The organism is Pseudosporangium ferrugineum (assembly GCF_003002065.1).
GTDB lineage: Bacteria > Actinomycetota > Actinomycetes > Mycobacteriales > Micromonosporaceae > Actinoplanes > Actinoplanes ferrugineus_A.
Genome location: NZ_PVZG01000019.1, coordinates 98370 through 123836, shown reverse-complemented (window position 1 = coordinate 123836; position 25467 = coordinate 98370). Strand labels below are relative to the sequence as shown.

The following is a 25467-nucleotide window of genomic DNA, read 5'->3' as shown; positions in this document are numbered from 1 at the left end:
GGATCGGCGCTGCTGCGCTCCACCCTGGCCCGGCGTACGGAATCCGGCAACCGATTTCCGGCGACGGACTCCGGCGCTCAGGCGGCGTACGCCACCGAGCGGTTCACGCCCTGCACGTCCGTCACGGCCAGCCGCGACGCCATCGTGCTGCGACCGGCAATCTGGGCCGCGTACGCCGCCCGCCGCCGCGCCACACAGCCGTCCTTGCCCCCGCCGGTGTCCTTCTCGTCCATGTGCGTGCTCAGCCCGTCCCGCAGCAGCGCCAGCGCCTCCGTACGCAGCTGCGACACCCGCGACTCGGTCACGCCCAGCTCCGCGGCGACCTCCGACAGCGGCCGCTCCTGCAGGAACGACGCCTCCACCACGAACCGCAGCCGCTCCGGCAGCACCGCCACCGCGTCGTGCAGGTAGCCGATCCGCTCCCGGTGCAGCAGCATCTCCTCCGGGTTCAGCGACACCTCGGTCACCATGTCGTCGGCCGCACCGGCGGAGAACCCCTGCAACGACAGCACCGCCGCGCGCTGCACGTCGTCGTCGACCGTGGCCAGCTCCGCCACCCCCACACCGAGCAGCTCCGCCAGCTCCGCCGGGGTCGGCGTGCGGCCCAGCTGCGCCGTCAGGTCCTGCCGCGCCACGTCGGCACGCCGGGCCCGGGCCCGCACCGACCGGCTCGCCCAGTCCATGCTGCGCAGCTCGTCCAGGAGCGCCCCGCGCACCCGCACCGCCGCGAACCGGCCGAACGGGATGCCCCGCGACGCGTCGAACGCGCGCGCCGCGGTCACCAGCGCCGCGTACCCGGCCGACGCCAGGTCGTCGCGGTGCACGTGCGCCGGCACCTTGAAGAGCATCTCCCGCACCACGTGACCCACCAGCGGCATGTTCTCCCGGATCAGGTTCTCCAGCTCGCGGCTGACAGGCTTCTGCGCGGTCGTCGCGGACATCGTGTTCCCCCTCGTATCTGTCGCCCGGTGACGGCTCACCGGCTGACAGGGGGAACTTTTCGTGGCGCTGGGTGCAACAGAAGGTCACGCTTGGTTGCCGGACGGTTGCACCCGAGAAAAGGCTAAAGTCCGCTCAGGTCAGCAACCACCCGTGATCACGGGCCAGCCGCACCGCCTCCGCCCGGGTCCGCGCACCCGTCTTCCCGATCGCCGACGACAGATGATTACGCACCGTTCCCTCGGAAAGACGCAGCTCACGAGCGATGTCCGCGACCGTGCCGCCGTCCACCGCCACCCGCAGCACATCCGTCTCCCGCTCGGTCAACGGCGAATCCCCGTACGCCAGCGACTGCGCCGCCAACGCCGGATCCACCACCCGCAACCCCTCGTGCACCCGGCGCACCGCATCCGCCAGCTGCCGCGCCGGAGTGTCCTTGACGACGAACCCGCTCGCCCCCGCCGCCATCGCCTGCCGCAGATACCCCGCCCGCCCGAACGTCGTCACCATCAGCACCCGGCACCCCGGCACCGCCCGCCGCAACTCCCGCGCCGCCGCCACCCCGTCCAGACCCGGCATCTCCACATCCAGCAACGCCACCTGCACCCCGTGCTCCCGGACCGCCGCCACCACCTCGTCACCGCGGCCCACCTCCGCCACCACCCGCAGATCCGGCTCCATGTCCAGCAACGCCGCCATCGCACCCCGCACCAGCGCCTGATCGTCGGCCAGCAACACCCGGATCACGACGGCACCTCCACCCGTACCCGGAAACCCGGACCGTCGCCGCGCGCACCCACCGTCAACCGCGCACCCAGCGCCTCCGCCCGCCGCCGCAGACCCGCCAGACCCTGACCGTCCGACGCCGGCACACCGTCACCCGGACCGTCATCGACGATCTCCACCCAGCCCGGCGCCAGCCGCACCTCGCACCGGCTCGCCCCGCTGTGCCGCACGACGTTCGTCACCGCCTCCCGGATCGTCCACGCGAACAACTCCCGCCGGCCCGTCGGCACCTCATCGGCCGCCCCCGGCAGCACCGCCACCACATGCGCCGCCGCCAGCGCCTCCCGCGCCGCCGCGATCTCCCCCGGCAACGAGATCCCCCGCACCCCCAGCGCCGTCGCCCGCACATCCGACAACGCGTCGCGGGCCAGCACCTCCAGATCCCGCAGCTCCGCCCGCGCCCGCTCCACATCCACGTCCAGCAACCGCTGCGCCAGCTCCGCCTTCACCGTCACCACCGTCAGCGAATGCCCCAGGATGTCGTGCAGATCCGCGGCGATCCGCGCCCGCTCGTTCTGCACCGCCATCTCCTCCTGCGCCAGCCGCAACCGGGCCTGCCGCTCCCCCGCCAGCCGCATCCCCCACGTCGCCGCCGAACCCAGCAGCACCGCCAGGCCGTACCCGTTGTCCTCCCAGCTCGGCACCTGCCACGCCGACACCTCCGCCCACAGCACCAGCCACAGCGCGAACGGCACCGCCTGCCACAACGGCAGCACCGCCATCCCCGCCGCCGCGACGTACACCAGGCAGGTCAGCGCATGGAAACTCGCCCCCGGCACCTGCAACGCCGCCAGCGCCAGCAGACCCAGCAACCCCGCCCACGCCCGCAGCGAACCCCCCGACCGCCGCGCCACCAGCCCGGGACCGCCCACCCACCACAGCATCGACAGGTACAGCACCGCGAAACCCGCCAGCGCCGCCAGGCCCACCCCGCGCTGCCAATCGGCCGGGCGATCCAGCAGCGCCGACAGGTTCTCGCTCAGATAGAACAACCACAGCGCCGCGAACAACCACCCGAACCGCACACCCCGCCGCTGCGGCGGACCGCCCGCGACACCGGTCAGCACCGCCCACCCCCGCTCATGCCGCCGACGCTACCGGCCGCTCAGACCCGCGCCGTGTCACGCCGGAACCGCCACACCGCACCCCAGCCGAACAACGCCGTCCACACCAGCACGTTCGCCGCCGCCGGCCACAGATCGCCGTCATGCACCAGCGGATAACGGGCGATCTCCCCCACCCCGTACACCGGCGTGAACCGCGCGACCGTCGCGAACGTGTCCCCCAGCTGATTTACCGGCACGAACAGGCCACCCGCGAACGACAACACCGCCAGCACCGGACTCAGAATCTGCATCACGTTCTCGGTCGGCAACAGATAGCCCATGAACAGGCCGAACGCCGCGAACACCAACGCGCACGACCACGCCAGCACCCCGCACTCCACCCACGCCGCCGCCGGCAACTGCGCCCCCGTCACCGCACCCACCACGAACGCGATCGCCACCGACGCCGCACCCAGCACCATCGCCAGCACCAGCTTCACCGCGATGTACGCCACCGGCCGCAACGGCGTCAGGCGCAACTGCCGGCTCCACCCCGCGGCACGCTCCACCGCCACCACCGCCCCGCCGCTCGTGGTCGCCAGCATCGCCCCGTACACCGCCATGCTGACCAGCACGAACCCGGCCACGTTGCCGTCACCGGCGCGCTCCGCCCGATAATCCGCCGACGAGCCGAACGCCAGGTAGAACACCGCCGGCAGCACCAGCGTCATCACCACCGTCCGCCGGTTACGCACCAGGCGCCGCAACTCCAGCGCCACCAGCCCCGCCGAGAAACCGCCCAGCCTCGGCAACCTCCGCTGCGCCACCACCGTCATCGCCCGGCCCCCACACCCTCGTCGTCGCCCGTCAACGCCAGGAACGCCTGCTCCAGATTCCGCGACGTGATCTCCAGATCCCGCGCCGCCGTCGCCGTCAGCAGATGCCGCGCCACCGCATCGGTGTCCCGCGCCGCCACCAGCACCGCGTCGCCGCGCACCTCCACCGACTCCACCCCCGGCAACGCCCGCAACGCACCCTCGTCGGCACCCGGCAGCGTCGCCCGCACCGTACGGCCCGACGCCAGCGCCTTCACCTGCGCCGCCGTACCGTCCGCCACGATCCGCCCCCGCCGCACGAACACCACCCGGTCCGCGTACGCATCCGCCTCCTCCAGGTAATGCGTCGCGAAGATCACCGTGCGCCCCGACCGCGCGTCCCGGCGGATCGCCGACCAGAAGTCATGCCGCCCGCCCACGTCCATGCCCGTCGTCGGCTCGTCCAGGATCAACAGCTCAGGATCCGGCAACAACGCCATCGCGAACCGCAACCGCTGCTGCTGCCCACCCGAACACCTGCCCACCAGCCGCCGGCGGAGGTCCTCGATACCGGCACGCCGCAGCGCCTCGTCCACCGCCGCCACCGGACGCCCGAACACCAGCGCCGTCAACCGCACCGTCTCCTCGACCGTGTAGTCCTTCAGCAGCCCGCCCGTCTGCAGCACCGCCGACACCAGCCCCAGCGCCACCGCCTCCCGCGGCGCCCGCCCGTACACCCGTACCGCACCCGCCGACGGCGCCGACAGGCCCAGCAGCAGGTCGATCGTGCTGGTCTTGCCCGCCCCGTTCGGGCCCAGCAACGCCACCACCTCACCCGGCCGGATCCGCAGACTCACCCCGTCCACCGCCGTCACCGACCCGAACCTCTTCACCACGCCGTCGAGCTCGACGGCGAGCCGCCCCGCCCCGCGGGTCACGGCCTCGTCTTCCACGGTGACTGTCATGCCACCAGCCTCGCCGCGCCGCCCGCACCCCGCGCAGGCCGGGCGTCACGGCCCCGGCCATGACATCCGTCAGGGCCGTCCATCGGGCGAACGGACCGAACCCCTGACGGCAAGCCCCTCCCCGGCCCGCCACCCGCGCCTCCACACTGGAGCCGGCCGCCCGGTGCGGTCCGGTACGGCCCCACCGGCCGCGCCGACCGGGACGACCGCACCGGGCGGTCACCGGGCGGGACCGGCCGTCGATACCGTCGGGCCATGAGACTGCTCGTACTCGGAGGAACCGGCTTCGTCGGCCGCGCCGTCGTCGACGAGGCCCGCCGCCGCGGCCACCACATCACCCTGTTCAACCGCGGCCTGCGCCCCGCACCGTCCGGCACCACCACGATCGCCGGCGACCGCACCGCGCCCGGCGGGCTCGCCGCCCTCGGCGACGGCACCTGGGACGCCGTCGTCGACACCTGGTCCGCCGCGCCGGCCGTCGTCCGCGACGCCGCCCGCGCGCTCAAGGGACGGGCCGGGCACTACACGTACGTCTCCAGCCGCAGCGTCTACGCCGACGACGCGCCCGCACCCCTCACCGAGGACGCCCCCGTCGTGGACGGCTCCCCCGACGCCGGCGACGACGTGGACTACGCCGCGGCCAAGCGGGGCGGCGAACTCGCGGCCGAGCACGGCTTCGGCGGGCCCGTCCTGCTCGCCCGCGCCGGACTGATCCTCGGCCCGTACGAGGACATCGGCCGGCTGCCCTGGTGGCTGCGCCGCCTCGCCCGGGGCGGCCCGGTGCTGGCGCCCGGACCCCGCGACCTGCCGCTGCAGTACATCGACGTGCGCGACCTCGCCGAGTTCCTGCTCGACGCCGCCGCCGCGCGGCGCACCGGGCCGTACAACCTGGTCAGCGCGCCGGGGCACACCACGATGGGCGAGCTGCTCGAGACCGCCGCCGAGGTCACCGGCGGCCGCGCCGAGCTGCGCTGGACGGCCCCGGAGGCGATCCTCGCCGCGGGCATCGAGCCGTGGATCGAACTGCCGATCTGGCTGCCGCCGGGCTCGCCCCACACCCTGCTGCACAGCGGTGACGTCAGCCGCGCCCTGGCGGCCGGCCTGCGCAACCGGCCGGTCCGGGACACGGTCACCGGCACGTGGGAGTGGCTGGGCGACCTCGGCGGTGTGCCGCCGCAGCGCCCCGACCGGCCCGTCGTCGGGCTCGACCCGGCGAAGGAAGCCCAGTTCTTGATCTAGGGGTCGGTGAAATTCCTTTTATGGGTTGATCTTGTGCGTCCGGGTGGCCGGGCGCACACCCCGTAAGGCATCCTAGGATGTTGAGTGCCGGAGAATGGGCGCCGTGCCCACCGCCGACGCCGACCGGACCCGCGCCGAACTGGGCGTGCTGCGGCCGGAGTTGATCGGCGCCTACGACCGGGCCCTGCCCCGGGCCCGCGCGGAGATCCTTGCCCGGCTGCTCGGCGCGCTCGGCCGCGAACCGCTGCCCGGGATCGCCGGACGGGCGGCGGGACGCGTCACGCTCAGCGACGGCCGGACGCTCTCCTTCCCACCGGCCGCTGCGCTCGCGTACGCGGTCGCGCCGCCCGGGCTCACCTGCCGGCTCGGCACCGAGGAGATCACCGACCCCGGCGTGCTGGTCCGGCGGCTCGGCTGGGCGCGGACGTTCCACGACGAGATCGCCAACAGCGTCGCCAACCTCGCCCTCGCGTACGCGGACCCGCCGCCACCGGCCCCACGCCCCCTCCTGGACACCCGCCCCGGCCTCGCCACCCTGGAACAACTCGTCCTCGACGGGCACCCGCTGCACCCCTGCTGCCGCACGCGCGGCGGCATGGACGTCGCCGACGTGCTCGCGTACGCCCCCGAGCACCGCCCGGCCCTGCGCCTGCGCCGCCTGCACGTGCCCCCGGACCGCTGGTACGGCGACACCCCGCCCGTCCTGCTCGCCCACCCCTGGCAGGCGTCCCGCCTGCTCGACCGGCACCCGTGGCTCACCCCCGGCGACGACACCGGCCCGGTGCACCCGCTGATGTCGCTGCGCACCGTCGCCACCGCCGGCGGCCACGTCAAGACCGCCGTGGACGTGCAGATGACCTCCGCCGTGCGGACGGTCTCCCCCGCCGCCGTGCACAACGGCCCCCGGCTGTCGGCCCTGCTGCGCGAGGTCACCGCGGACCTGCCGCTGACCGTGCCCGCCGAGTACGCCGCCGGCGCCGTCCTGATCGACGGGCGGCCCGACCGGCACCTGGCCCACCTGCACCGGCAGGCGCCCGTGGCCGGCCCCGGCGAGACCGTGGTGCCGCTGGCCGCGCTCGCCGCCGCGGACCCGTACGACGGACGCCCCCTGCTGCTGCACGCCGCGACCGACCCGTACACATGGTGGCACGACCTGGTCCACCTGCTGTTCCCCGCGCTGCTCACGGTGCTGGACCGCGGCGTCGCGCTGGAGGCGCACGGGCAGAACACCCTCGTGGTCCTCGCCGGCGGGCGTCCCACCCGGATCGTCTACCGCGACCTCGGCGGCGTGCGCGTCAGCCCCGCCCGCCTGCGCGCCGCCGGCTTCGACCCGCCCCCGCTGCTCGGCGACCTGCCCAGCGACGACCCGGCGGTGCTGCGTACCAAACTCGCCGCCGCCGCCGGAACCGTCACCGGCCAGCTCGCCGCCGTCCTGGAACGCGCCGGCGCGGACCCGGCGAAGCTCTGGCCGGTGGCCGCGGCGGCCGTCGCGGCCACCGGAACGGCCGACGCCCGGGCGCTGCTGCGCGCCCCGCTGCCGGTCAAGGCCACCACCGCGATGCGCCTCGCCGCCGACCCGCTCAACGACGTGTGGACCCACCTCGACAACCCCCTGGCGGCGTCATGACCTCCGGCCTGACCGCACGGCGGCTCGCCGTCTCCGCCGCCGACGCCGGGGCGTCGCTCGCCGTGCACGCCCCGCACCTGCTCGACCCGTTCACCGCGGCGCTCCCGGCCGCCGCCGACACCGTCGGGCGGCGGCTGCGCGGCGCCCTCGTCCGCGAGGGGCTCGTGCCGCCCGCCCCCGGCGACCACGTGCACGCCTTCCGCCGCGTCGAGTACGCCCACGCCGGCGCCGACGACCCGGCCCTCCTGCTGCCCGCCGGGCTGCCCGGCAACACCGCCGGGTTCGCCGCGGAACTGCGCAACGCCGTGGTGAACCTCGCCATCGCCATGGCCCGGCACGGCCAGGCCGGGGACCCGGGCGCGGACCCGGACGGGCAGGCCGTCGCCGGGGAGCGGCTCGCGGTCACCGGGCACAACCTGCACCCGTGCGGGCGTACCCGGCTGGGCTGGGACACCGTCGACGTGCTCGCCCACGACCTGGAGGCCGGGCACACCCGGGTCGGCTTCCTCGCCGTCCGCGACGACGTGCACCTCGGCGACGACCTCGGGGCGGCGCTGCGGGCCGCTTACCCGTCACTGCCGGCGGTCCCGCCCGGGTTCCGGCTGCACCCCGTGCACGCCTGGCAGCGCGACGCCGTCGTGGCGGTCCGTCACCACGACCTGATCGCGGCCGGCGCGGTCCGGATACTCGACGACGAGCTCGCCGCCGTGCCGACGGCCGCGCTGCGTACGCTGCTGCTGCCGCCCGGCGCCGACGGCCGCCGCCGCTACCTCAAGGTCTCCCTGGACATCCAGGTCACCTCGACGCGGCGGGGCATCTCGGTGGCCAGCACCCGCAACGGGCCGGCCGTCTCCGCGCTGCTGCACCGCCTCGCCGCCGACGAGGACAGGCTGCTGCTGCTGGCCGAGACCGCCGGCGCCGCCGTGCCCTCCGGCCGCGACCTGTCCGCGATCCTGCGCGACGGGCTCACCGGCCGCCTGCACCCCGGCGAACGGGCCGTCCCCGGCGGAGCCCTGCCGCTGCTCACCGGGTCGCTGGTGGCGGACTTCGCCGCGAGCACCGGGCGGCGCGCCGGCGCCGGCGCGGCGGCGGGTTTCCTGCACGCGTACGCCCGGCTGCTGCTCCCGCCCCTGCTCCGGCTGACCCGGCACGGCGTGGCCCTGGAGGCGCACCTGCAGAACTGCCTGCCCACCTTCGTCGGCGGGGTGCCGCACCGGCTCGCCGTCCGCGACTTCGCCGGGCTGCGCCTGCACCCGGGACGGCTGGCCGCCGCCGGGCACGACGTGACGCTGTGGCCGGGCTCGGTGGTGGCGACCGGGGACGAGGACGTGCTGCGCGCCAAGCTCGGCTACACCGCGTTCCAGGCCCACCTCGGCGAGCTCGTGCTGCGCCTCGGTGAGTCGCACGGCCTCGGCGAGGACGCCGCGTGGCGCATCGTGCGGTCGGTCGTCGACGAGACCTACGACGCCCTGGGCGACGCCGGGCGCGCCGACCACGCCGCGTTCACCGCCCCGCTGGTGCCGCACAAGGCGCTGGTGCGGATGCGGCTGGCCGGCGCCGGGGACGCGTACGTGCCGGTGGGGAATCCGCTGCATGCGGCCGCCTGACCGGGTCCTCGGCGCGCTGCGCGACCTGCCGTCGCCGGTGTGCGCGTACGTCTACGACCGCCCGGCGCTGCGGGAACGGGCGGCGGCGGTGCGCTCGGCCCTGCCCGCGGCGACCCTGCTGTACGCGGTCAAGGCCAACGGGCACGCCGAGGTCGTGCGTACCCTCGCGCAGGCGTGCGACGGCCTGGAGGTCGCCTCCGGCGGCGAGTTGCGGCTGGCCGTGGCCGCCGGCGCCCGGCGCATCGTCTTCGGCGGGCCGGCCAAGACCGACGAGGAACTGGCCGCCGCGATCGCCGCCGGGGCCCAGGTCAACGTCGAGAGCGGCCAGGAGCTGCTCCGGCTCGACCGGCTGGCCCGGGCCGCGGGGGTCGTCGCCGCGGCCTGCGTACGCGTGAACCGCGCCGGCGCCGCCCTGCCCGGCAGCCACGCGATGACCGGTACGCCCACCCCGTTCGGCGTCGCCGAGGAGCAGCTCGGCGAGGTGCTCGCCCTGCCGCACGACCACGTCGACGTGCACGGCTTCCACCTGCACGCCGTGTCGAACAACCTCGACGGCGCCGCGCACGCCCGCTTCCTCGCCGACGCCCTCGCCTGGTCGCGGGCGGCGGCCCGGCGCCACGGCATCGGCCTGCGCATCGTCAACGCCGGCGGCGGGCTCGGCGTCGACTACCTCAGCGACGCCACCGTGGACCTCGCCACGGTGGGCGCCGGCGTCACCGTGCCGCCGGGGGTGGAGCTGATCGTCGAGCCGGGCCGCCTGCTCGCCGCCGACGCCGGCTGGTACGCCGCCGAGGTCCTCGACCTGAAGCACACCCACGGCCGGTGGTTCGCGGTGCTGCGCGGGGGCACCCACCGCTTCCGCCTCCCGGCCGCCTGGGGCTACAGCCACCCGTTCACGGTCGTGCCCCGCGACGACTGGCCGTACGACTGGGCCCGCCCGGAGGTACGCGACGCCCCCGTCGACGCCGTCGGCGAGCTGTGCACCCCCCGCGACGTGCTGGCCCGCGACCGGCACGTGACCCGGCTACGCATCGGCGACGTGCTGGTCTTCGGGCGCACCGGCGCGTACGCGTGGGACATCTCCCACCACGACTTCCTGCGCCACCTGCCGCCGTCGTTCATCATCCTCTGATGGACTCCACCCACCGCCCCGCCGCCCGCATCGTCTGCCTCGACGCCGACGGCCGGGTCCTGCTGATGCACTGGCGCGACCCGCTCGACGGCCACGACGTGTGGGAACCGCCGGGCGGCGGCCTCGACCCCGGCGAGGACCACCTACGGGCGGCCCGCCGCGAGCTCGCCGAGGAGACCGGCCTGGACCTACGATTTCGGACGCTGCCGAGCAAGCGAGTCATATCGCCGTGGGTGCAACGGCCGGCGCTGTGGAGTCAGGCTTTCGAGCTGCTGGAGCAGCCCGCACCCGCTTATGCAGGTACGTTCCTGCACCGCGACTTCCATCTGGGCAATCTGCTGTGGTCGCAGGGGAGCATCAGCGGCGTGATCGATTGGGTCGAGACATCGTGGGGGCCGGCAGACCTGGATGTCGCGCACGCAGCCACCTATCTGGCCATGTTGCACGGCATCGAAGCTTCAGCCGGATTCACGGACGCATACCACCGCCGCACCGATGATTGTCGCGACGAGGAAAAGTTCCGATATTGGAACGTCATGGACATCGTCGGCTACCTGCCCGACCCGGTAAAGGTCGTCCAACCATGGCGTGATTCCGGGTTGAACATCAGCGACGATCTCGCTCGCGGCCGACTCGAACAGCGGCTGGAGTACGTCCTTCGGGCTGGCTGACGGCTCGACCTGCTCCACGTTCGCCGCGCTGCTATATGAGCCCATGAATCCGGCCGAGCGGCTCCCGATTCTCCAACACTGCCCGCACCGCCAGGTGGTGTCACCGGCGTAGTAGAACCCGTTTGCGGAGCAGGTCGAAGCCTGCGCGGCGGACAATGCCGTATTCGCCGGTGAACCCTTGCGTGGTGATCTCACGGTGCAGGTTGGCGGCGTTGAGGCTGCCCGGCCTGCGAGCGTCAGACCGATCGCCGTGAGCGTGCGGCGCAGGCCGTCCGTGCTACGCAACCGGCGGCGCGTCACCCGTCTATCTGCTCGACGAACGTCCGGACGGCACAGGCGGCATTGCCGCAGATGAACCGGCGCACTTGAAGACAGATCTTGGCGGCCACACCGGCGATCGGAACATCCGTCAGCTCGCGCGAGTTCGGCGCCCTGACCGGCCTCGACCCGGCCGGCCTGGGCGACATCATCGCCCGCCTCGACCCGCCCGGCGGTCAGGCGAACCGGCGGGCGGCGGACTCGACCCGCCCGCGGTAGGCGGCCCACCACGCGGCGTCGCCCTCGGGCAGGTTGTGGCCGGACCGCAGGAAGCCGGCCTCCCCGTCGATCAACTCCCGCACCAGGTCGGCGTGCCCTGCGTGCCGGTTCACCTCGGCGAGCACGTGCACCAGCACGAGGTGAAGCGTCACTTGCTCGCCGTCCCACCACCGGACCGCGCCGGGGGCATCGGCCGGGAGTGCCTCGATGGTCGCGTCCGCGTGCGCCCACGCCCGGTGCCAGAGCCCGACGATGTCCTCGCGGGATTCGTCCGGGGAGGCCCACATGTCCGTGTTGGGCTCGGCATCGTCCTCCAGGGCCGGCAGCGGCTCGGGGAAGGGCCGGTCGAACACCTCGCCGAAGTACCCGGCGGTCACCATGGCCACGTGCTTGACCAGGCCGAGCAGGTTGGTCCCGGTCGGCACGAGCGGGCGCCGCACGTCGTACTCCGGCAGTCCGTCGAGCTTGCCGAGCAGCGCCTCGCGCGCCCCCCGCAGGTACCGGTGGAGATCGCCCTTGAGATGAGCCTCTGTCATGCGGCCAGGATCTCATCCGCGCCGGGGCGCCCCGGTGAAGGCGGCGGCGTGGTCGGTGGCCCAGCGGCGGAAGGTCCGCGGCGGCGAGCCCAGCAGGCCGGCCACGGTCGTGGTGACGTACGCCGGCCGGCCCAGGGTGGCCTTCCACGCGGCGAGCAGCATGTCGGCGGCCGGGCGGGCGGCCTCCGGCGCCTGGCTCCGGAACTCGCCGGGAGGCATCTCCTCGAACCGGACCGGGCGGCCCACGGCCTCGCCGGCGATGCGCGCCTGCTCGGCCTGGCTGAGGGACTCGGGGCCGGTGAGGACGTAGTCGCCGCCGGCGTGGCCGTCCTCGTGCAGGGTGCGCGCCAGCACCTCGGCCACGTCCCGGTCGTCGACGGGCGCGGTCTCGGCGTCCCCGTACGGCCACCGCACCACGCCGTCGCCGCGGATCGCGCCGCCCCACCACGCCAGGGCGTTCGACGCGAACATGCCCGGCCGGACGATCGTCGACTCGAGACCGGTGGCCGCGATCAGCCGCTCGAGTTCGGCGAACAGCGTCGCCGCCGGGTTGGGCTGGCGGAAGAACGGGTGGTCGGTCCGGTGCGGGGCGGAGAGCAGGACCACCCGCCGTACGTGCGCGGCCAGCCGGGCCACGACGGCCCCGGCGGTGTCCGGCGGCGCGGCCCAGACCAGCAGGACGGTGCGGATGCCGCGCAGCGCGGCGTCGAGCGTCTCGGGCACGGTGAGATCGCCGCGGACCACGCTGACGTTCCCGGGCAGGTTCCGCGCCGTGCCGGGCCGGTGCTCCAGGGCCCGCACCGGCACGCCGGCGCGCGCGAGCCGGTCGATCACGGCCCGTCCGATCCGCCCGGTGGCGCCGGTGACCAGCACGGACGGGGAGGTGGTAGGGGTCATGGCCGCCATCAAACGGCAACTCGGGCAAAAACGCAACCCGGTAACGAATGTTACCCTGAGCGGATGACAGAGCCGGCCGGACTGCGCGCCCGCAAGAAGGAACGCACCCGGGAGGCGATCGCCGACGCGGCGATCGCGTTGTTCCTCGCGCGCGGCTTCGACCCCGTCGCGGTGTCCGACATCGCCGCGGCGGCCGAGGTGTCGAAGCCGACCCTGTTCCGCTACTTCGCCACCAAGGAGGACCTGGTCCTGCACCGGTTCGCCGACCACCACGGCGAGGCCGCCCGGGTCGTCCGCGACAGCCCGCCGGGCATTGCACCGGTGACGGCGCTGCACCGGCACTTCCGGGCCGGCCTCGACCGCCACGAGCCGGTCACCGGGCTCAACGACCACCCCGAGGTCGTCGCCTTCCACCGGCTGGTGTTCGGCACGCCGAGCCTGGCCGGGCGGCTCACCCGCTACCAGCTCGACGACGAGGAGGCCCTGGCGTCCGCCCTCGGCGGGGGCATCGGCGGCCGGCTGCGGGCCGCCCAGGTGATCGCGGTGCAACGGGTCCTGGCCCGGGCCAACTGGCAGAAGATCGCCGGCGGCCGCACCGCCGCGTCCGTCCACCCCGAGGCGGTCGCCGATGCCGACCTGGCCTTCTCCCAGCTGCGCGACGGCACCACCGCGCCCTGAGATCCGCCGCCACGGCCACCCCGAGCTCAGGACCCGGCCGCGGAGAGGCAGTCGGCGATCATCCGGTGCCCCTGCGCCTCGAACCGCTCGTCACCGACCCGGTACGCCCACGCCGCGGTCCCGATCGCCTCCCGGACCCGGTTGCGGTGCCAGGCGCCCGCCTCACGCGGGTCGGCGCCGTACCCGTCGAGGAAGGCCGCCTCCAGGCGCGGATCGCGGCGGAAGTCCTGGACGGCCAGCCGGGCCAGGTCCGTGAACGCGGGGCGCAGCGCCGCCCGTCCGAAGTCGATGACGGACACGACACCCTCGTGCACGAGCCAGTTGCGGGGCTGCCAGTCACCGTGGGTCGGCACCAGGGTCGCCGGGGGCGCCGGCCATCCGGCGATCTCCTCCCGCAGCCGCGCCACCGTGGCCGCCGGGATCCGGTGCGGCCCGTCGAGCGACGCCAGCGACTTCTCGTTCTCGCACCGCTCGAAGTCGTCGGCGGTGACGGCTTCCTGCGCGTGCAGCAGCGCCAGCAACTCGCCGGCCTGCCGGTGGACGCCGGGGTCGTCGGCGTACGCGCTGCCGAGCACCAGCTCACCGGGGAGCAGGCGGGTGACGAGGATCTTCGCCTCAGCGCTGCCGTGCACCAGGAGCGGGGCACGGCCCCTGCCGGTCCACGGCTCCAGCCAGTGCCGGTGCGCGTGGAGTTCCCGGCCGATGTGGTGGTCGTTGCCGCCGCCCGCCTTGACGATGAACCGCGCACCGGCTCGGCTCACCTCGACGACCGTGGTCTCCACCAGGCCCCAGCTGTGGTCCTTCTCGACGACCGCGTCCGGCAGCCACCGATTCACCAGCTCCCGCTGCCGTGGGGAGAGCCTCGCCAGAACGGGGTCCACGGCTGCCTCAGGCCGGCGCGCGGCGGGTGCGGCGCAGCTCGCGCAGGGCCCGCCGGCGGGCGTCGCCGGTGAGGGTGTCGATGTAGAGGCGGCCGTCGAGATGGTCGGTCTCGTGCTGCAGCGCGCGGGCGAGCAGGCCGGTGCCGCGGAGGGTGAGGGGTTCGCCGTACTGATCGAAGCCGGTCGCGGTCGCCGACCACGCGCGGGGGGTCGGGTAGCCCATGCCGGGCAGGGACAGGCAGCCCTCCTCGTCGTCCTGCTCCCCCTCGAGCTCCGACAGCACCGGGTTGATCAGGTGGCCGACCTTGCCACCCACGTTGTACGAGAAGGCACGCAGGCTCACGCCGATCTGCGGGGCGGCCACCCCGGCCCGGCCCGGCTCGCGGACGGTGTCCTCCAGGTCGGCCACGAGGCGGCGGAGGTCGTCGTCGAAAACGGTCACCGGCTCGGCCGGGGAACGCAGCACGGGGTCACCGAACAACCGGATGGGGCGCACAGTCATGGCGCCCAACCTACGGCGCGCCGCCTCACCCGGCCGCGAGGGCCCGCCGGATCGGGGCCGCCTTCGCCGCCGCCTCCGCCACCTCTGCGTCCGGGTCGCTGTCCCAGGTGATGCCGCCGCCCGCCCACAGGTGCACCCGGCCGTCCGTCGCCGCGACCGTACGGATGGTCAGCCCCAGGTCGACGTGATCCGTGCCGACCCAGCCGAGCGCGCCCATGCCGGCGCCGCGCCCGACCGGCTCGATGCCCGCGATCAGGTCCAGCGCCGCCAGCTTGGGCGCGCCGGTCACCGAGCCGCCCGGGCACACCGCGCGCAGCAGCTCCGCCAGCCCCAGCCCGCCCTCGATCGGCGCGGACACCTCGGACTCCGCCTGCCAGAGGCCGGACCAGCGGCGGACCGCGAACAGCTCGTCGACGCGGACCGGGCCGACGCCGGGCAGGCGGGACAGGTCGTTGCGTTCCAGGTCGACGATCATGATGTGCTCGGCGCGTTCCTTGGCCGAGCCGAGCAGCTCGCGGCGGCCCTGCGCGGTGGCCGGCCGGGTGCCCTTGATGGGCCGCGTGACGACCCGGCCGGCGCGCACCTCGACGAGGGTCTCCGGGGACGCCGTGGCTATCGCCCAGCCCGCGCCCGCCAGGAGGCCGCCGTACCGCGCGCCGGGCAATTCGGTGACCCGCTGTAGGGACGGGCCCGGATCTCCCGTGTACGGAGCGCTCGCGTGGCCGACGACGTTGACCTGATACACGTCCCCGCGGGCGATGGCGGCGTGCACCGCCCGGACCGCGGCGGCATGCTCCGCGGGCGTCCAGCTGTCCTCCCACGCCCCCAGCGACCAGGGCACAGAATCTGACCGAGAGTCACTGATCGCACGCTGCGAGAGACCGCTCTCCCGCCCGGCTCCCGGATCGGTGTGCTCGTAGAAAACCGCTGCGACATCGGGGATTCCGGGTACGGGCGAGGGCCGCCCGACAGCCCCGCCGGCCATCACCGATCCGGCCGCGGCCGACACGTACAGTGAAGATCCGCAGGGGGTGCCGACGCCGTTCGGGTGGAATGCATTAGCCGTTCGGAGGAGGTCTCGCACCGGCAGTCCGTTGTCCGCGAGCCACGCTGTAACAAGCTCAGCGGGGTTACCACCATCACCGAGATGCCATTCGAACATCGATGACGGACGGTGACGGCGCTGGCAGGAGGCCGGAGAACCCGGTGGAACGGCTGGCGCGACTGTCGCACAGTGGTCGTATCCACGGTTTCCGTGGACCATCTGAACAGTGGACTCGTTCAATGGGGCACCGTCACCCATGCCATCCGGATTCGTTCGGATGGGAGTAGTGTTCGCCACCGTTGATGTGAAGCACAACACAACCCCCCAACCGGAGACCTCCGATGTGCCAGCACCAAAACACCTGTCCCTCCGCCGAAGCCGTGGACCGCGAAGCGGCCCGCATCGTGGCCACCTTCCCCGAACAGGGATGGAGCCTGCTCTGCAACGGCGTCATCCTCTTCGAGGACACGGGCGAGCTGCTGCCGGACGGCAGCCAGATCGAACCGCACCGCGGCCCCGCCCGCCACGCGCTCGCCGCCTGAGCGACCCACCGGCCCGGCACCGCAGCCGGGCACCGCACCACGATCGTCCGCCGGCACAGTGGCCGGCAAGCGCCACCGGAAGGCCCGGGTCGTCACGACGACCCGCACAGGCCACCGGAGGACGCACCGGACCCCGGCCGGCCCGACCGCCGGCAGCCTAGCGGCGACGACGCCGCCCGCACCACCACGGCCCCGCATCATCAGGTCCGCATCACCTCACGGCCCGCACCGTCACGGCCCGCATCACGTCACGGCCCGCGCCGCCGCGGCACGAGAGCACCCCGGCCCCGGAGCTCCCCGGCCCCGGAGCGCTCCGAGCCCCCGAGCGCCACAGGCACCCCGAGCGTTGCAGCCCCGGGCACCGTGAAAGCCGTGAAGGCCTGAGAAAGCCGCGCGACCGGCCCCGAGCGACAAGCCCGAGCGCGCCGCAAGGCCCCGCGCGCCGGGAAGACACCGGAACTCCCCGCGTGCGGGCCGACCGGTGATCCCGGCCGACCCGCCCGGCGGACTCAGTCCTCGAACGCCTCCGGCGCCGGGCACGAACACACCAGGTTGCGGTCGCCGTACGCGCCGTCGATGCGGCGGACCGGCGGCCAGTACTTCGACGTCCGGTCCACGCCCGCCGGGAAGCCCGCCAGCGATCGCGGGTACGCGTGCGACCACTCGTCCGCCGTCACCGCCGCCGCCGTGTGCGGGGCATGCCGGAGCGGATTGTCGTCACGGGGCCACTCGCCCGCCGCGACCCGGTCGATCTCGCCCTTGATCGCGATCATCGCCGCGCAGAACCTGTCCAGTTCCGCCAGATCCTCGCTCTCGGTCGGCTCGACCATCAGCGTGCCCGCCACCGGGAACGACATCGTCGGCGCGTGGAAGCCGTAGTCGATCAGGCGCTTCGCCACGTCGTCCACCGACACGCCCGTCGCCTTCGTGATCGGGCGCAGGTCCAGGATGCACTCGTGCGCGACCAGGCCCTCGTTGCCGGCGTACAGGACCGGGTAGTGCTCGCGCAGCCGGGCCGCCACGTAGTTGGCCGCCAGCACCGCCACCGACGTCGCCTGCGCCAGGCCGTCCGGGCCCATCATCCGCAGGTACGCCCACGAGATCGGCAGGATGCCCGCCGAGCCGTGCGCCGCCGCCGACACCGCGTGGTGATCGCCCGGCTCCAGCGGGTCACCCGGCAGGAACTCGGCCAGGTGCGCGCGGACCGCGACCGGGCCGACACCCGGGCCGCCGCCACCGTGCGGGATGCAGAACGTCTTGTGCAGGTTCAGGTGCGACACGTCCGCCCCGAACTTCCCCGGACGGGCGAAGCCGACCAGCGCGTTCAGGTTCGCGCCGTCGACGTACACCTGACCGCCGGCGTCGTGCACCTGGCCGCACAGCTCCGCGATGCCCTTCTCGTACACGCCGTGGGTCGACGGGTACGTGACCATGATCGCCGCCAGCGCCTCGCGGTGCTTCCCGATCTTCGCGGCCAGGTCGGACAGGTCCACGTTGCCGTTCTCGTCGCAGGCCACCACGACCACCCGCATGCCCGCCATCACCGCGCTGGCCGCGTTCGTGCCGTGCGCGCTCGACGGGATCAGGCACACGTCCCGGTGCGCCTCGCCCCGGGACCGGTGATACCCGCGGATCGCCAGCAGGCCCGCCAGCTCACCCTGCGAACCCGCGTTCGGCTGCACGCTCACCGCGTCGTACCCGGTGATCTCCGCCAGCCAGCCCTCGAGCTGCGCCACCAGAGCCTCGTAACCGGCGGTGCGCGACGCCGGCGCGTACGGATGGATCTCGGCGAACTCCGGCCAGCTGACCGGCTCCATCTCCGTGGTCGCGTTCAGCTTCATCGTGCACGAACCCAGCGGGATCATGCCCCGGTCCAGCGCGTAGTCCCGATCCGACAGCTTGCGCAGATACCGCAGCATCGCCGTCTCCGAGTGGTGCGACCGGAACACCGGGTGCGTCATGAACTCCGACGTCCGCGCGAACTCCCGCAGGCCCGACGCCGCCGGCTCGGCACCGGCGGCACCGAACGCGGCCAGGACCGCCTCGACGTGCGCGGCCGTCGTCGTCTCGTCGCACGACACCGACACCCGGTCGGCGTCGACGAGCCGCAGGTCGATGCCCGACCCGGCCGCCGCCTCCACCACCGACGCCGCCCGGCCCGGCACCACCGCGGTCACCGTGTCGAAGAACCGCTCGTGCGCCACCTCCACACCCGCCGCGGCCAGGCCCCCGGCCAGCGCCAGCGCCCGCCCGTGCACCCGCTCGGCGATCGCCCGCAGGCCCGCCGGGCCGTGGTACACCGCGTACATGCTCGCCATCACGGCCAGCAGGACCTGCGCCGTGCAGATGTTGCTCGTCGCCCGCTCCCGGCGGATGTGCTGCTCCCGGGTCTGCAACGCCAGCCGGTAGGCCGGCGCCCCGTCCGCGTCCTTCGACACCCCGACCAGGCGCCCGGGCAGCGACCGCTCCAGCCCGGAGCGCACCGCCAGGTAGCCCGCGTGCGGACCACCGAACCCCAGGGGTACGCCGAACCGCTGCGTCGTCCCCGCGGCGATGTCCGCACCGATCTCCCCCGGCGCCCGCAGCAGCGTCAGCGCCAGCAGGTCGGCGGCCACCGTCACCAGCGCCCCCGCCTCGTGCGCGGCCACGGCCAGCGCGGCATGGTCACGGACCGCGCCGGAGGCGCCCGGATACTGAAGGTGCAGCCCGAAGAACTCGGCCGGCAGCGCGTCGCCGGCGTCCAGGTCGGCCAGGACCAGCTCGATGCCCAGCGGCTCCGCCCGGGTCCGCAGCACCGCCAGCGTCTGCGGCAGCGTGTCGGCATCCACCACGTACACGTTGCTCTTGCTCCTGCTCGACCGGCGCGCCAGCGTCATCGCCTCCGCGACCGCCGTGCCCTCGTCGAGCATCGACGCGTTCGCCGTCGCCAGGCCGGTCAGGTCGGTCACCATCGTCTGGAAGTTCAGCAGCGCCTCCAGCCGGCCCTGGCTGATCTCCGGCTGGTACGGCGTGTAGGCCGTGTACCAGGCCGGATTCTCCAGCACGTTGCGCCTGATCACCGCGGGCGTGAACGTGCCGTAGTAACCCAGCCCGATCATCGACGTGGTGACCGTGTTGCGCCCGGCGATCTCCCGCAGCTCGGCGATCGCCTCCTCCTCGGTGGCCGCGTCCGGCAGCGCCAGCGTCCCGTGCCAGCGGATCACCTCGGGGATCGCGGCGTCCATGAGGGCGTCGAGGGACGCGTACCCGATCGCCTTGAGCATCTGGGTCTGCGCGTCCGGATCCGGACCGATGTGGCGGGGTGCGAACGTCATGGCGGCTCCAGGGAAGCGAGGTCGACGGGCAACCTCCCCCTCTGTCATACCCACGAGCGCACTTCAGAGTCGCCTTCCCCCGCGGTCCTTTTGCCTGAGAGGTTCCGGGGAGGATTTGCCCCTTCGGCGCCGCCGGCGAACCGGTGGTCTCTCCCGCGTGGGTGGTACGGCACCGCCCAACCTACCAGCGCACGTGTTTCGATCATGTGTCCCTAGGCTGTGGCGTGTGACCTACTCCCCCGCGGACGACCGCTACGACACCATGACCTACCGCCGCTCCGGGCGCAGCGGGCTGCGGCTGCCCGCCATCAGCCTCGGCCTCTGGCACAACTTCGGCGACGCCCGCCCCCTGGAACGGCAGCAGGCGATCACCCGCCGCGCCTTCGACCTCGGCGTCACCCACTTCGACCTGGCCAACAACTACGGCCCGCCGCCCGGCAGCGCCGAGAGCAACTTCGGCCGCATCCTGCGCACCGACTTCGCCGCCCACCGCGACGAGATCGTCGTCTCCACCAAGGCCGGCTACCACATGTGGAACGGCCCGTACGGCGAGTGGGGCTCCCGCAAGTACCTCGTCTCGTCGCTCGACCAGTCCCTGAAGCGGCTCGGCCTCGACTACGTCGACGTCTTCTACCACCACCGCCCCGACCCGGACACCCCGCTCGAGGAGACCATGACGGCCCTCGACGCCGTCGTCCGCGCCGGCAAGGCCCTCTACGTCGGCATCAGCAACTACAGCGCCGAGCAGACCGCCCAGGCCGCCGCCATCCTCCAGGAACTCGGCACGCCGCTGCTCATCCACCAGCCCTCGTACTCGATCCTCAACCGCTGGATCGAACGCGACCACCTGCTCGACACGCTCGAACGCGTCGGCGCCGGCTGCATCGCCTTCAGCCCCCTGCAACAGGGCCTGCTCACCGACCGCTACCTCGGCGGCATCCCCGACGACTCCCGGGTGCGCACCAGCGTGTTCCTCAACGAGAGCGACCTCGACGCCGCGACCATGGACCGGATCCGCCGCCTCGACGAGATCGCCCGCCGCCGCGGCCAGAGCCTCGCCCAGCTCGCCCTCGCCTGGGCCCTGCGCGACCCCCGGATGACCAGCCTCATCATCGGCGCCAGCAGCGTCGGACAGCTCGAGACCAACCTCGCGGCGCTGCGCAACACCGACCTCGGCCAGGAGGAACTCGACGAGATCGACGGGACCGTCCTCGGCCTGTGAGCGTCCTGTTCCCGCCCCGCACGATCCTCGCGGTCGTGGTCGGCTCGCGTGCGTACGGCCTCGACGGCCCGCGCTCCGACCACGACCGGCGAGGCGTGTACGCGGCGCCCACCCGCGCCTTCTGGCACCTCGACAAGCCGCCCACCCACCTCGACGGCCCGCGCGACGAGCAGTTCTCCTGGGAGATCGAGCGGTTCTGCACCCTCGCGCTGCAGGCCAACCCCACGGTCCTCGAAGTGCTCTGGTCGCCGCTGATCGAACACGTCACCGCCGACGGACGGGAACTGCTCGCCGCCCGCGACGCGTTCCTGTCCCGGCACGTCGCCCGCACGTACGGCGCGTACGCCCGCGACCAGCTCCACCGGGTCTCCGCCCGGCGGGCCCGCACCGGCGAGACGAACTACAAGCAGGCCATGCACATGATCCGGCTGCTGCACGCCGGCGCCCACGTGCTGCGGACCGGCGAGGTGCTCGTCGACGTACGGCCGCTGCGCGAGCGGCTGCTGCGGATCAAAAACGGTGGTGAGCCCTGGGAATCCGTGGTCTCGTGGGCGGGCGAACTGCAACGGGACCTCGCCGCCGCGGAGGCCGCCAGCACCCTGCCGGACGAACCCGGCCGGGAAAGAATCGATGCGCTGCTCACCGGCGTACGGGAAAGGGGTCTGTCGTGACGCTGACCGTTCCCGCCTGGGCCGCGGAAGGCGCGGCCCTGCCCTATCCGGCCGTCTTCGTGACCGTCAGCGGCGCCCACCTCTACGGCTTCGCCTCCGTCGACAGCGACCTCGACCTGCGCGCGAGCCACCTCCTGCCGGCCGGGGAGGTGGTCGGCCTGCGCACCGGCCCGGACACGATCACGTCCGGCACCTGGCGCGACGGCGTCGAACTCGACGTGGTCAGCCACGACCTGCTCAAGTTCGCGCGCCTCCTCAACAGCCGCAACGGGTACGTCCTGGAGCAGCTGCTGTCCCCGCTCGTGGTCACGACGTCGCCCCTGCACCGCGACCTGGTGGAGCTGGCACCCGGCCTGATCACCCGGCACCACGCCCACCACTACCTGGGGTTCGCCGCCACCCAGCAACGCCTCTTCGCCGGCACCGGCGAGCTCAAGCCGGCCCTCTACACGCTGCGGGTGCTGCACACGGGCCTGCACCTCATGCGTACGGGCGAGGTGGTCGCGGACCTCGGCGCGCTGAGCCCCCTGGGGTACGTCCCGGAGCTGATCGCGATGAAGCGCTCGGCGGAACACGGCGCATTCCCGGCCGCCCTGCGCGAGGCGGTCGAGAAAGACGTGGCGCGGCTGCGGGAGGAGCTGGAGCAGGCACGGGACGCGTCGGCGCTGCCCTTGCGCGCCGATCCGGGTGCCGTCGAGGCCCTGCATCAGCTGGTGGTCCGTGCCCGGCTCGCTCCTGCCTGAGTCGCCCGGCAGTCGACTGCCTTGCCGGCCGGCCCGCCACTGCCTGCTGAAAGCGACCGCCCTCGCGACCGCCCTCGCGACCGCCCTCGCGACCGCTTGATTGTGGCTGTCGGCGAAGCCGTCGTTCTGTGGTTTGTGGTGCCGCGCTCCGCGCGTGGGGCATCCTAGGAACCTAGGTGTTATCGTCGGGCGGGGGCGGCGGTCTACGCTGGTCCCATGACCACCCGCACGCTCGACGGTCACGGCATCACGATCGCCGCCGAGGTGACCAGCGAGGACGCCCGCGCACCGGTCGTCCATCTCGCGAGGCCGCACCGGCCCGTGCTGGTGGCCGGGACGCTCGGCGAGCTGACCGGGCCGACCCACGGCCTCGTCGCGCTTCCGCTGCGCCTGTGGTGGAATCCCCAGCGCGCGTTCGACCTCGGCGAACACACCATGCTGCTGTGGATGTACGAGAACGTCCTGCGCGAGGCGGTCCGCGTCGACGAGCTGCGCGACCACCTCGACGGGGCGACGCTCGTACGGATATGGCCGGAATTGAATCTGCCCCGGGGCGTCCGCGCGGCCTGGGAGGCACGGCACCCGGTGCTGCGCCGGGCCGCGCGCGCCGCCTGACATCAGCCGGGCCGCGGGGCCCGCTTCACCGCGAGGGCCCGCTTCACCGCGAGGGCCCGGCCCACCGCTGAGCCCGGCTCACCGCGGGGCCCGCTTTACCGCCCGCCGCCGGTGCCGACCGAGAATCAGCACGAGCCGCAGGATCACCACGACGTGCTTGCCGCGTCACGCTGCCGGCCGTGCGACAGCTTCAAGGACGTCTTTCGTCCGCGGGCCCGTTGTCCACAGGCGCCCCCACCGTCCACCTCGGACCTGTTAGGTTCTCCGCCACGGACGTCCCGGACCATCCGACGGGACGTCAACGGGGAAACGGGGCGACCATGGCACACCTGAACCGGCGATCCTTCCTGACCCTGGCCGCGGGCGTTCCGCTCGCCGTGGCAGGCCTGCCCGCGGCGGTCGCTCACGCCGCTCCCGCCCGCGGCCGCATCACCGGCCTGCTGGCGCGCGAGCCCGATCAGCTTCTCGACCCGCCGGACGACCGGCTGCACGGCTTCGTCCAGCCACTGACGTGGGCCGAGGCGCAGCCCACCGCGGGCGGCCCGATCTCGCCGGCCGCCGTGGCGAAACTCGAGGTCGCGGTCGACCTCGCCCGCGACCGGGGTTATCCCAAGATCAAGCTGCGCCTGCTGGCGGGCCACCAGTCCCCCGCCTGGGCTCTCGCCCTCGGCGGCGGACCCATCGCCGACTGGCTCGAGCCCGAGAACGGCAAGAAGTTCGTCGTGCCCCGCTGGTGGTGCCCGCAGTTCCTGGACGCGTACGCGGCCTTCCTCACCGCGCTCGCGCCGCACCTCACCGCACCCGAGTGGTGCGAGGCGACCGTCGCCGGCACCACGACGATCTTCGCCGAGCCGCTGATCCACCAGCTCGGCGTCGCCGACAACCGGTCCAAGGCGCTCGAAGCGGGTTATACCGACGTGCGTGACAGGGACGCCCTCTACAAGGCCATCGCCGACCAGCACGCGGCGTTCAGCCCGTTCGGCATCTCGTCGTCGGTGGCCTACAACCCGTGGCAGATGATCAATGACAAGGAGCGCCTGGAGGTCAGGATGGAGGAGACCATCACGGCCATGAACTACCAGCGCACCCTCGCCGGCAACGCCGGCATCTGGGCGAACAACTCCCTGATGGTCCGGCAACTGCCCGACGGCACCCTCGAACAGGCCCGGCCCGACTACCAGCGCCTGTACGACCACATGATCGCGGGAGCGGCCGACGGTCACCCCATCCAGTTCCAGACGGCCACCCTGGCAAAGATCACGGACGCGGGCGGCACTCCCCTGGCCACCGCGACCTGGGCGGCGAACGTCGGCGGCCTCTCCGTGGAACTCCCCCTGAACTGGGAGCGCGAGGGCAGCATCACCCCGGCCCAGGCCACATCCCTCAACACCCGCATGGCCACCAACGCCACCCGAACCTGACCGCCGCTCCCGGCCCGAGCTCCGGCCGGCGCGCAGCCACCGCTGCCGATGGTTGATCCGGTCACTGCCGCCTGCCGGCCGACGGCGACGGGCTCGATGAAGGCCCACGGGCGGCGGCGCGGGCGCGGACCGGGTCGGCAGGCCGACACGGCGAGCCGGCAGGCCGACACGGCGAGCCGGCAGGCCGACACGGCGAGCCGGCAGGCCTCGGCGCACAGTCGCGGAGCTGGTCGGCCAGGTTCTTGGAGTCCGCCGGCCGCGCGCGACCCGGAGACCACAGCGGCCGACCGGCGGACACGGCGAGCCCGCGGGCCGGGGTCGGATGCGGGCCTCCGACGGCGCGAGGTTCCTGTGGGATCGGCACGACATCGGATCACCGGTGGGCCCGGGGCGCCAGCGGGGCGGGACGGCGGCGAGGGCGGGACGGCGGCCGAAGTGGTGCTGTCAGAGGCCGAGTGCTGCGGTGACCTTCGCCTCGAGGGCGTCCTCGGTCATCGCCTCGTCGATGTGGAGGTGTGGGAGCGCCAGGCGGGTGGTGGTCTCCGCGAGGCGGTCGGTGAACAGGGCGTCCCGTTCGAGGAGGTTGAGCAGGGCACGGGCCGGGTGGGACGTTCTGCCCGCGATCGTCCACAGGTCGCCGCGGGCTTCCAGGGCGGTGCGGCGGAAATGGGGGGTGGGGAGGAGCCAGAGGGCGTGGCCCGGTGTGGCCAGCAGAGGGGCGACCAGCTCCGGGAGCAGGCGGAAGCCTTCCGCGATCACGCCGCGGTGCGGGCTCAGGGCCAGCAGGTCCTCGACGATCAGGTCGAACGCCTCGCCGCGGTACCAGTGGAAGGTGTCGAGCATGGTCTGCGGGGAGCGGTCCGCCCAGCGCTCGTCCATGGTCATCGCCAGGAAGCGCCGGAGGTACGGCGTTTCGCCGGGCGCGCTCCGCCGGACATGGTCGGTCATGACGTCATCGGTCGAGTACACGTCCAGGCCGCGGCGGCGGGCGATGCGGGCGGCGATCGTCGACTTGCCGGCGCCGCTGCCGCCGCCG

25 protein-coding genes and 1 riboswitch are annotated in these 25467 nt (G+C 73.7%); of the genes, 13 read left to right on the top strand and 12 right to left on the bottom strand.

Annotated features, from left to right (window positions below; translation table 11 throughout):
* Nucleotides 1-77 precede the first annotated feature (77 nt).
* The 5 genes from CLV70_RS31305 to CLV70_RS31285 form a co-directional block, all read right to left on the bottom strand.
* On the bottom strand, nt 78-941 hold the full coding sequence (locus CLV70_RS31305) for a sigma-70 family RNA polymerase sigma factor (RefSeq protein WP_106130227.1): 864 nt from the start codon (nt 939-941) through the stop codon (nt 78-80).
* Between the two features lie 133 nt (nt 942-1074).
* On the bottom strand, nt 1075-1686 hold the full coding sequence (locus CLV70_RS31300; RefSeq protein ID WP_106130226.1) for a response regulator transcription factor: 612 nt from the start codon (nt 1684-1686) through the stop codon (nt 1075-1077).
* Nucleotides 1683-2792, bottom strand: coding sequence for a sensor histidine kinase (locus CLV70_RS41850; protein ID WP_281260509.1), 1110 nt, complete (start codon nt 2790-2792; stop codon nt 1683-1685). The genes CLV70_RS31300 and CLV70_RS41850 overlap by 4 nt, the downstream gene beginning before the upstream one ends.
* A gap of 38 nt (nt 2793-2830) precedes the next feature.
* Nucleotides 2831-3607, bottom strand: coding sequence for an ABC transporter permease (locus CLV70_RS31290; protein ID WP_106130225.1), 777 nt, complete (start codon nt 3605-3607; stop codon nt 2831-2833).
* Nucleotides 3604-4551 (bottom strand): ABC transporter ATP-binding protein, encoded by a 948-nt coding sequence (locus tag CLV70_RS31285; protein WP_106130224.1) that lies wholly within the window; start codon nt 4549-4551, stop codon nt 3604-3606. Before CLV70_RS31285 ends, CLV70_RS31290 begins: the two co-directional genes overlap by 4 nt.
* A 255-nt stretch (nt 4552-4806) precedes the next feature.
* On the opposite strand from CLV70_RS31285, the gene CLV70_RS31280 reads away from it, so the two are divergent.
* The 6 genes from CLV70_RS31280 to CLV70_RS39895 all read left to right on the top strand — a co-directional run bounded on the left by CLV70_RS31280 (nt 4807) and on the right by CLV70_RS39895 (nt 11364).
* A complete protein-coding gene (locus tag CLV70_RS31280) occupies nt 4807-5790 on the top strand; it encodes an NAD-dependent epimerase/dehydratase family protein (RefSeq protein WP_106130223.1) in 984 nt (327 codons plus the stop codon).
* 94 nt (nt 5791-5884) lie between these two features.
* Nucleotides 5885-7417, top strand: coding sequence for an IucA/IucC family protein (locus CLV70_RS31275; protein ID WP_106130222.1), 1533 nt, complete (start codon nt 5885-5887; stop codon nt 7415-7417).
* Complete coding sequence (locus tag CLV70_RS31270; RefSeq protein WP_106130221.1) at nt 7414-9024, top strand: IucA/IucC family protein; 1611 nt, start codon at nt 7414-7416, stop codon at nt 9022-9024. The genes CLV70_RS31275 and CLV70_RS31270 overlap by 4 nt, the downstream gene beginning before the upstream one ends.
* Complete coding sequence (locus CLV70_RS31265) at nt 9011-10156, top strand: alanine racemase (protein ID WP_106130220.1); 1146 nt, start codon at nt 9011-9013, stop codon at nt 10154-10156. The genes CLV70_RS31270 and CLV70_RS31265 overlap by 14 nt, the downstream gene beginning before the upstream one ends.
* The gene (locus tag CLV70_RS31260) at nt 10156-10827 is read left to right on the top strand and encodes a phosphotransferase (RefSeq protein WP_170148682.1); all 672 of its coding nucleotides are present in this window, start codon (nt 10156-10158) and stop codon (nt 10825-10827) included. The genes CLV70_RS31265 and CLV70_RS31260 overlap by 1 nt, the downstream gene beginning before the upstream one ends.
* Before the next feature lie 378 nt (nt 10828-11205).
* Nucleotides 11206-11364: a hypothetical protein gene (locus tag CLV70_RS39895; RefSeq protein ID WP_158277857.1), complete on the top strand. Its 159-nt coding sequence runs from the start codon at nt 11206-11208 to the stop codon at nt 11362-11364.
* Here CLV70_RS39895 and CLV70_RS31255 read toward each other — a convergent pair.
* Nucleotides 11322-11900, bottom strand: a complete 579-nt coding sequence (locus tag CLV70_RS31255) for a DinB family protein (protein ID WP_106130218.1) — start codon at nt 11898-11900, stop codon at nt 11322-11324. The two genes, CLV70_RS39895 and CLV70_RS31255, sit on opposite strands and share 43 nt — an antisense overlap.
* Before the next feature lie 12 nt (nt 11901-11912).
* The gene (locus tag CLV70_RS31250; RefSeq protein ID WP_245908568.1) at nt 11913-12797 is read right to left on the bottom strand and encodes an NAD(P)H-binding protein; all 885 of its coding nucleotides are present in this window, start codon (nt 12795-12797) and stop codon (nt 11913-11915) included.
* A 63-nt stretch (nt 12798-12860) separates the two neighbouring features.
* On the opposite strand from CLV70_RS31250, the gene CLV70_RS31245 reads away from it, so the two are divergent.
* The gene (locus tag CLV70_RS31245) at nt 12861-13475 is read left to right on the top strand and encodes a TetR/AcrR family transcriptional regulator (protein ID WP_106130217.1); all 615 of its coding nucleotides are present in this window, start codon (nt 12861-12863) and stop codon (nt 13473-13475) included.
* Between the two features lie 26 nt (nt 13476-13501).
* Here CLV70_RS31245 and CLV70_RS31240 read toward each other — a convergent pair whose 3' ends face one another.
* Genes CLV70_RS31240 through CLV70_RS31230 form a run of 3 tightly spaced genes read right to left on the bottom strand, consistent with a single transcriptional unit; the run spans nt 13502 to nt 16122 of the window.
* Nucleotides 13502-14356 (bottom strand): phosphotransferase family protein, encoded by an 855-nt coding sequence (locus tag CLV70_RS31240; protein ID WP_106130216.1) that lies wholly within the window; start codon nt 14354-14356, stop codon nt 13502-13504.
* 7 nt (nt 14357-14363) lie between these two features.
* Nucleotides 14364-14858 carry a peptide deformylase gene (locus tag CLV70_RS31235; protein ID WP_106130215.1) on the bottom strand — a complete coding sequence of 165 codons (495 nt, stop codon included), beginning with the start codon at nt 14856-14858 and terminating at the stop codon, nt 14364-14366.
* 25 nt (nt 14859-14883) lie between these two features.
* Nucleotides 14884-16122, bottom strand: a complete 1239-nt coding sequence (locus CLV70_RS31230; RefSeq protein ID WP_106130214.1) for a chorismate-binding protein — start codon at nt 16120-16122, stop codon at nt 14884-14886.
* Between the two features lie 122 nt (nt 16123-16244).
* Between CLV70_RS31230 and CLV70_RS31225 the strand changes: the two genes are divergently transcribed.
* Nucleotides 16245-16445, top strand: coding sequence for a DUF5999 family protein (locus tag CLV70_RS31225; protein ID WP_106130213.1), 201 nt, complete (start codon nt 16245-16247; stop codon nt 16443-16445).
* A 509-nt stretch (nt 16446-16954) separates the two neighbouring features.
* Here the strand turns inward: CLV70_RS31225 and gcvP are convergent.
* Nucleotides 16955-19759, bottom strand: a complete 2805-nt coding sequence (gcvP, locus tag CLV70_RS31220; protein ID WP_106130212.1) for an aminomethyl-transferring glycine dehydrogenase — start codon at nt 19757-19759, stop codon at nt 16955-16957.
* Nucleotides 19760-19831: 72 nt separating this feature from the next.
* Nucleotides 19832-19925, bottom strand: a riboswitch (glycine riboswitch).
* Between the two features lie 60 nt (nt 19926-19985).
* Between gcvP and mgrA the strand changes: the two genes are divergently transcribed.
* From mgrA to CLV70_RS31195, 5 genes are all read left to right on the top strand, one after another.
* The gene (gene mgrA, locus CLV70_RS31215; protein WP_106130211.1) at nt 19986-20981 is read left to right on the top strand and encodes an L-glyceraldehyde 3-phosphate reductase; all 996 of its coding nucleotides are present in this window, start codon (nt 19986-19988) and stop codon (nt 20979-20981) included.
* On the top strand, nt 20978-21652 hold the full coding sequence (locus CLV70_RS31210) for a nucleotidyltransferase domain-containing protein (protein ID WP_106130210.1): 675 nt from the start codon (nt 20978-20980) through the stop codon (nt 21650-21652). Before mgrA ends, CLV70_RS31210 begins: the two co-directional genes overlap by 4 nt.
* A complete protein-coding gene (locus tag CLV70_RS31205) occupies nt 21649-22395 on the top strand; it encodes a nucleotidyltransferase domain-containing protein (RefSeq protein ID WP_106130209.1) in 747 nt (248 codons plus the stop codon). Before CLV70_RS31210 ends, CLV70_RS31205 begins: the two co-directional genes overlap by 4 nt.
* Before the next feature lie 216 nt (nt 22396-22611).
* The gene (locus CLV70_RS31200; RefSeq protein WP_245908567.1) at nt 22612-23010 is read left to right on the top strand and encodes a hypothetical protein; all 399 of its coding nucleotides are present in this window, start codon (nt 22612-22614) and stop codon (nt 23008-23010) included.
* Between the two features lie 320 nt (nt 23011-23330).
* On the top strand, nt 23331-24431 hold the full coding sequence (locus CLV70_RS31195) for a hypothetical protein (protein WP_106130208.1): 1101 nt from the start codon (nt 23331-23333) through the stop codon (nt 24429-24431).
* A 444-nt stretch (nt 24432-24875) separates the two neighbouring features.
* Here the strand turns inward: CLV70_RS31195 and CLV70_RS31190 are convergent, their stop codons facing one another.
* On the bottom strand, nt 24876-25379 hold the full coding sequence (locus CLV70_RS31190; RefSeq protein ID WP_245908566.1) for a hypothetical protein: 504 nt from the start codon (nt 25377-25379) through the stop codon (nt 24876-24878).
* Between the last annotated feature and the right edge of the window lie 88 nt (nt 25380-25467).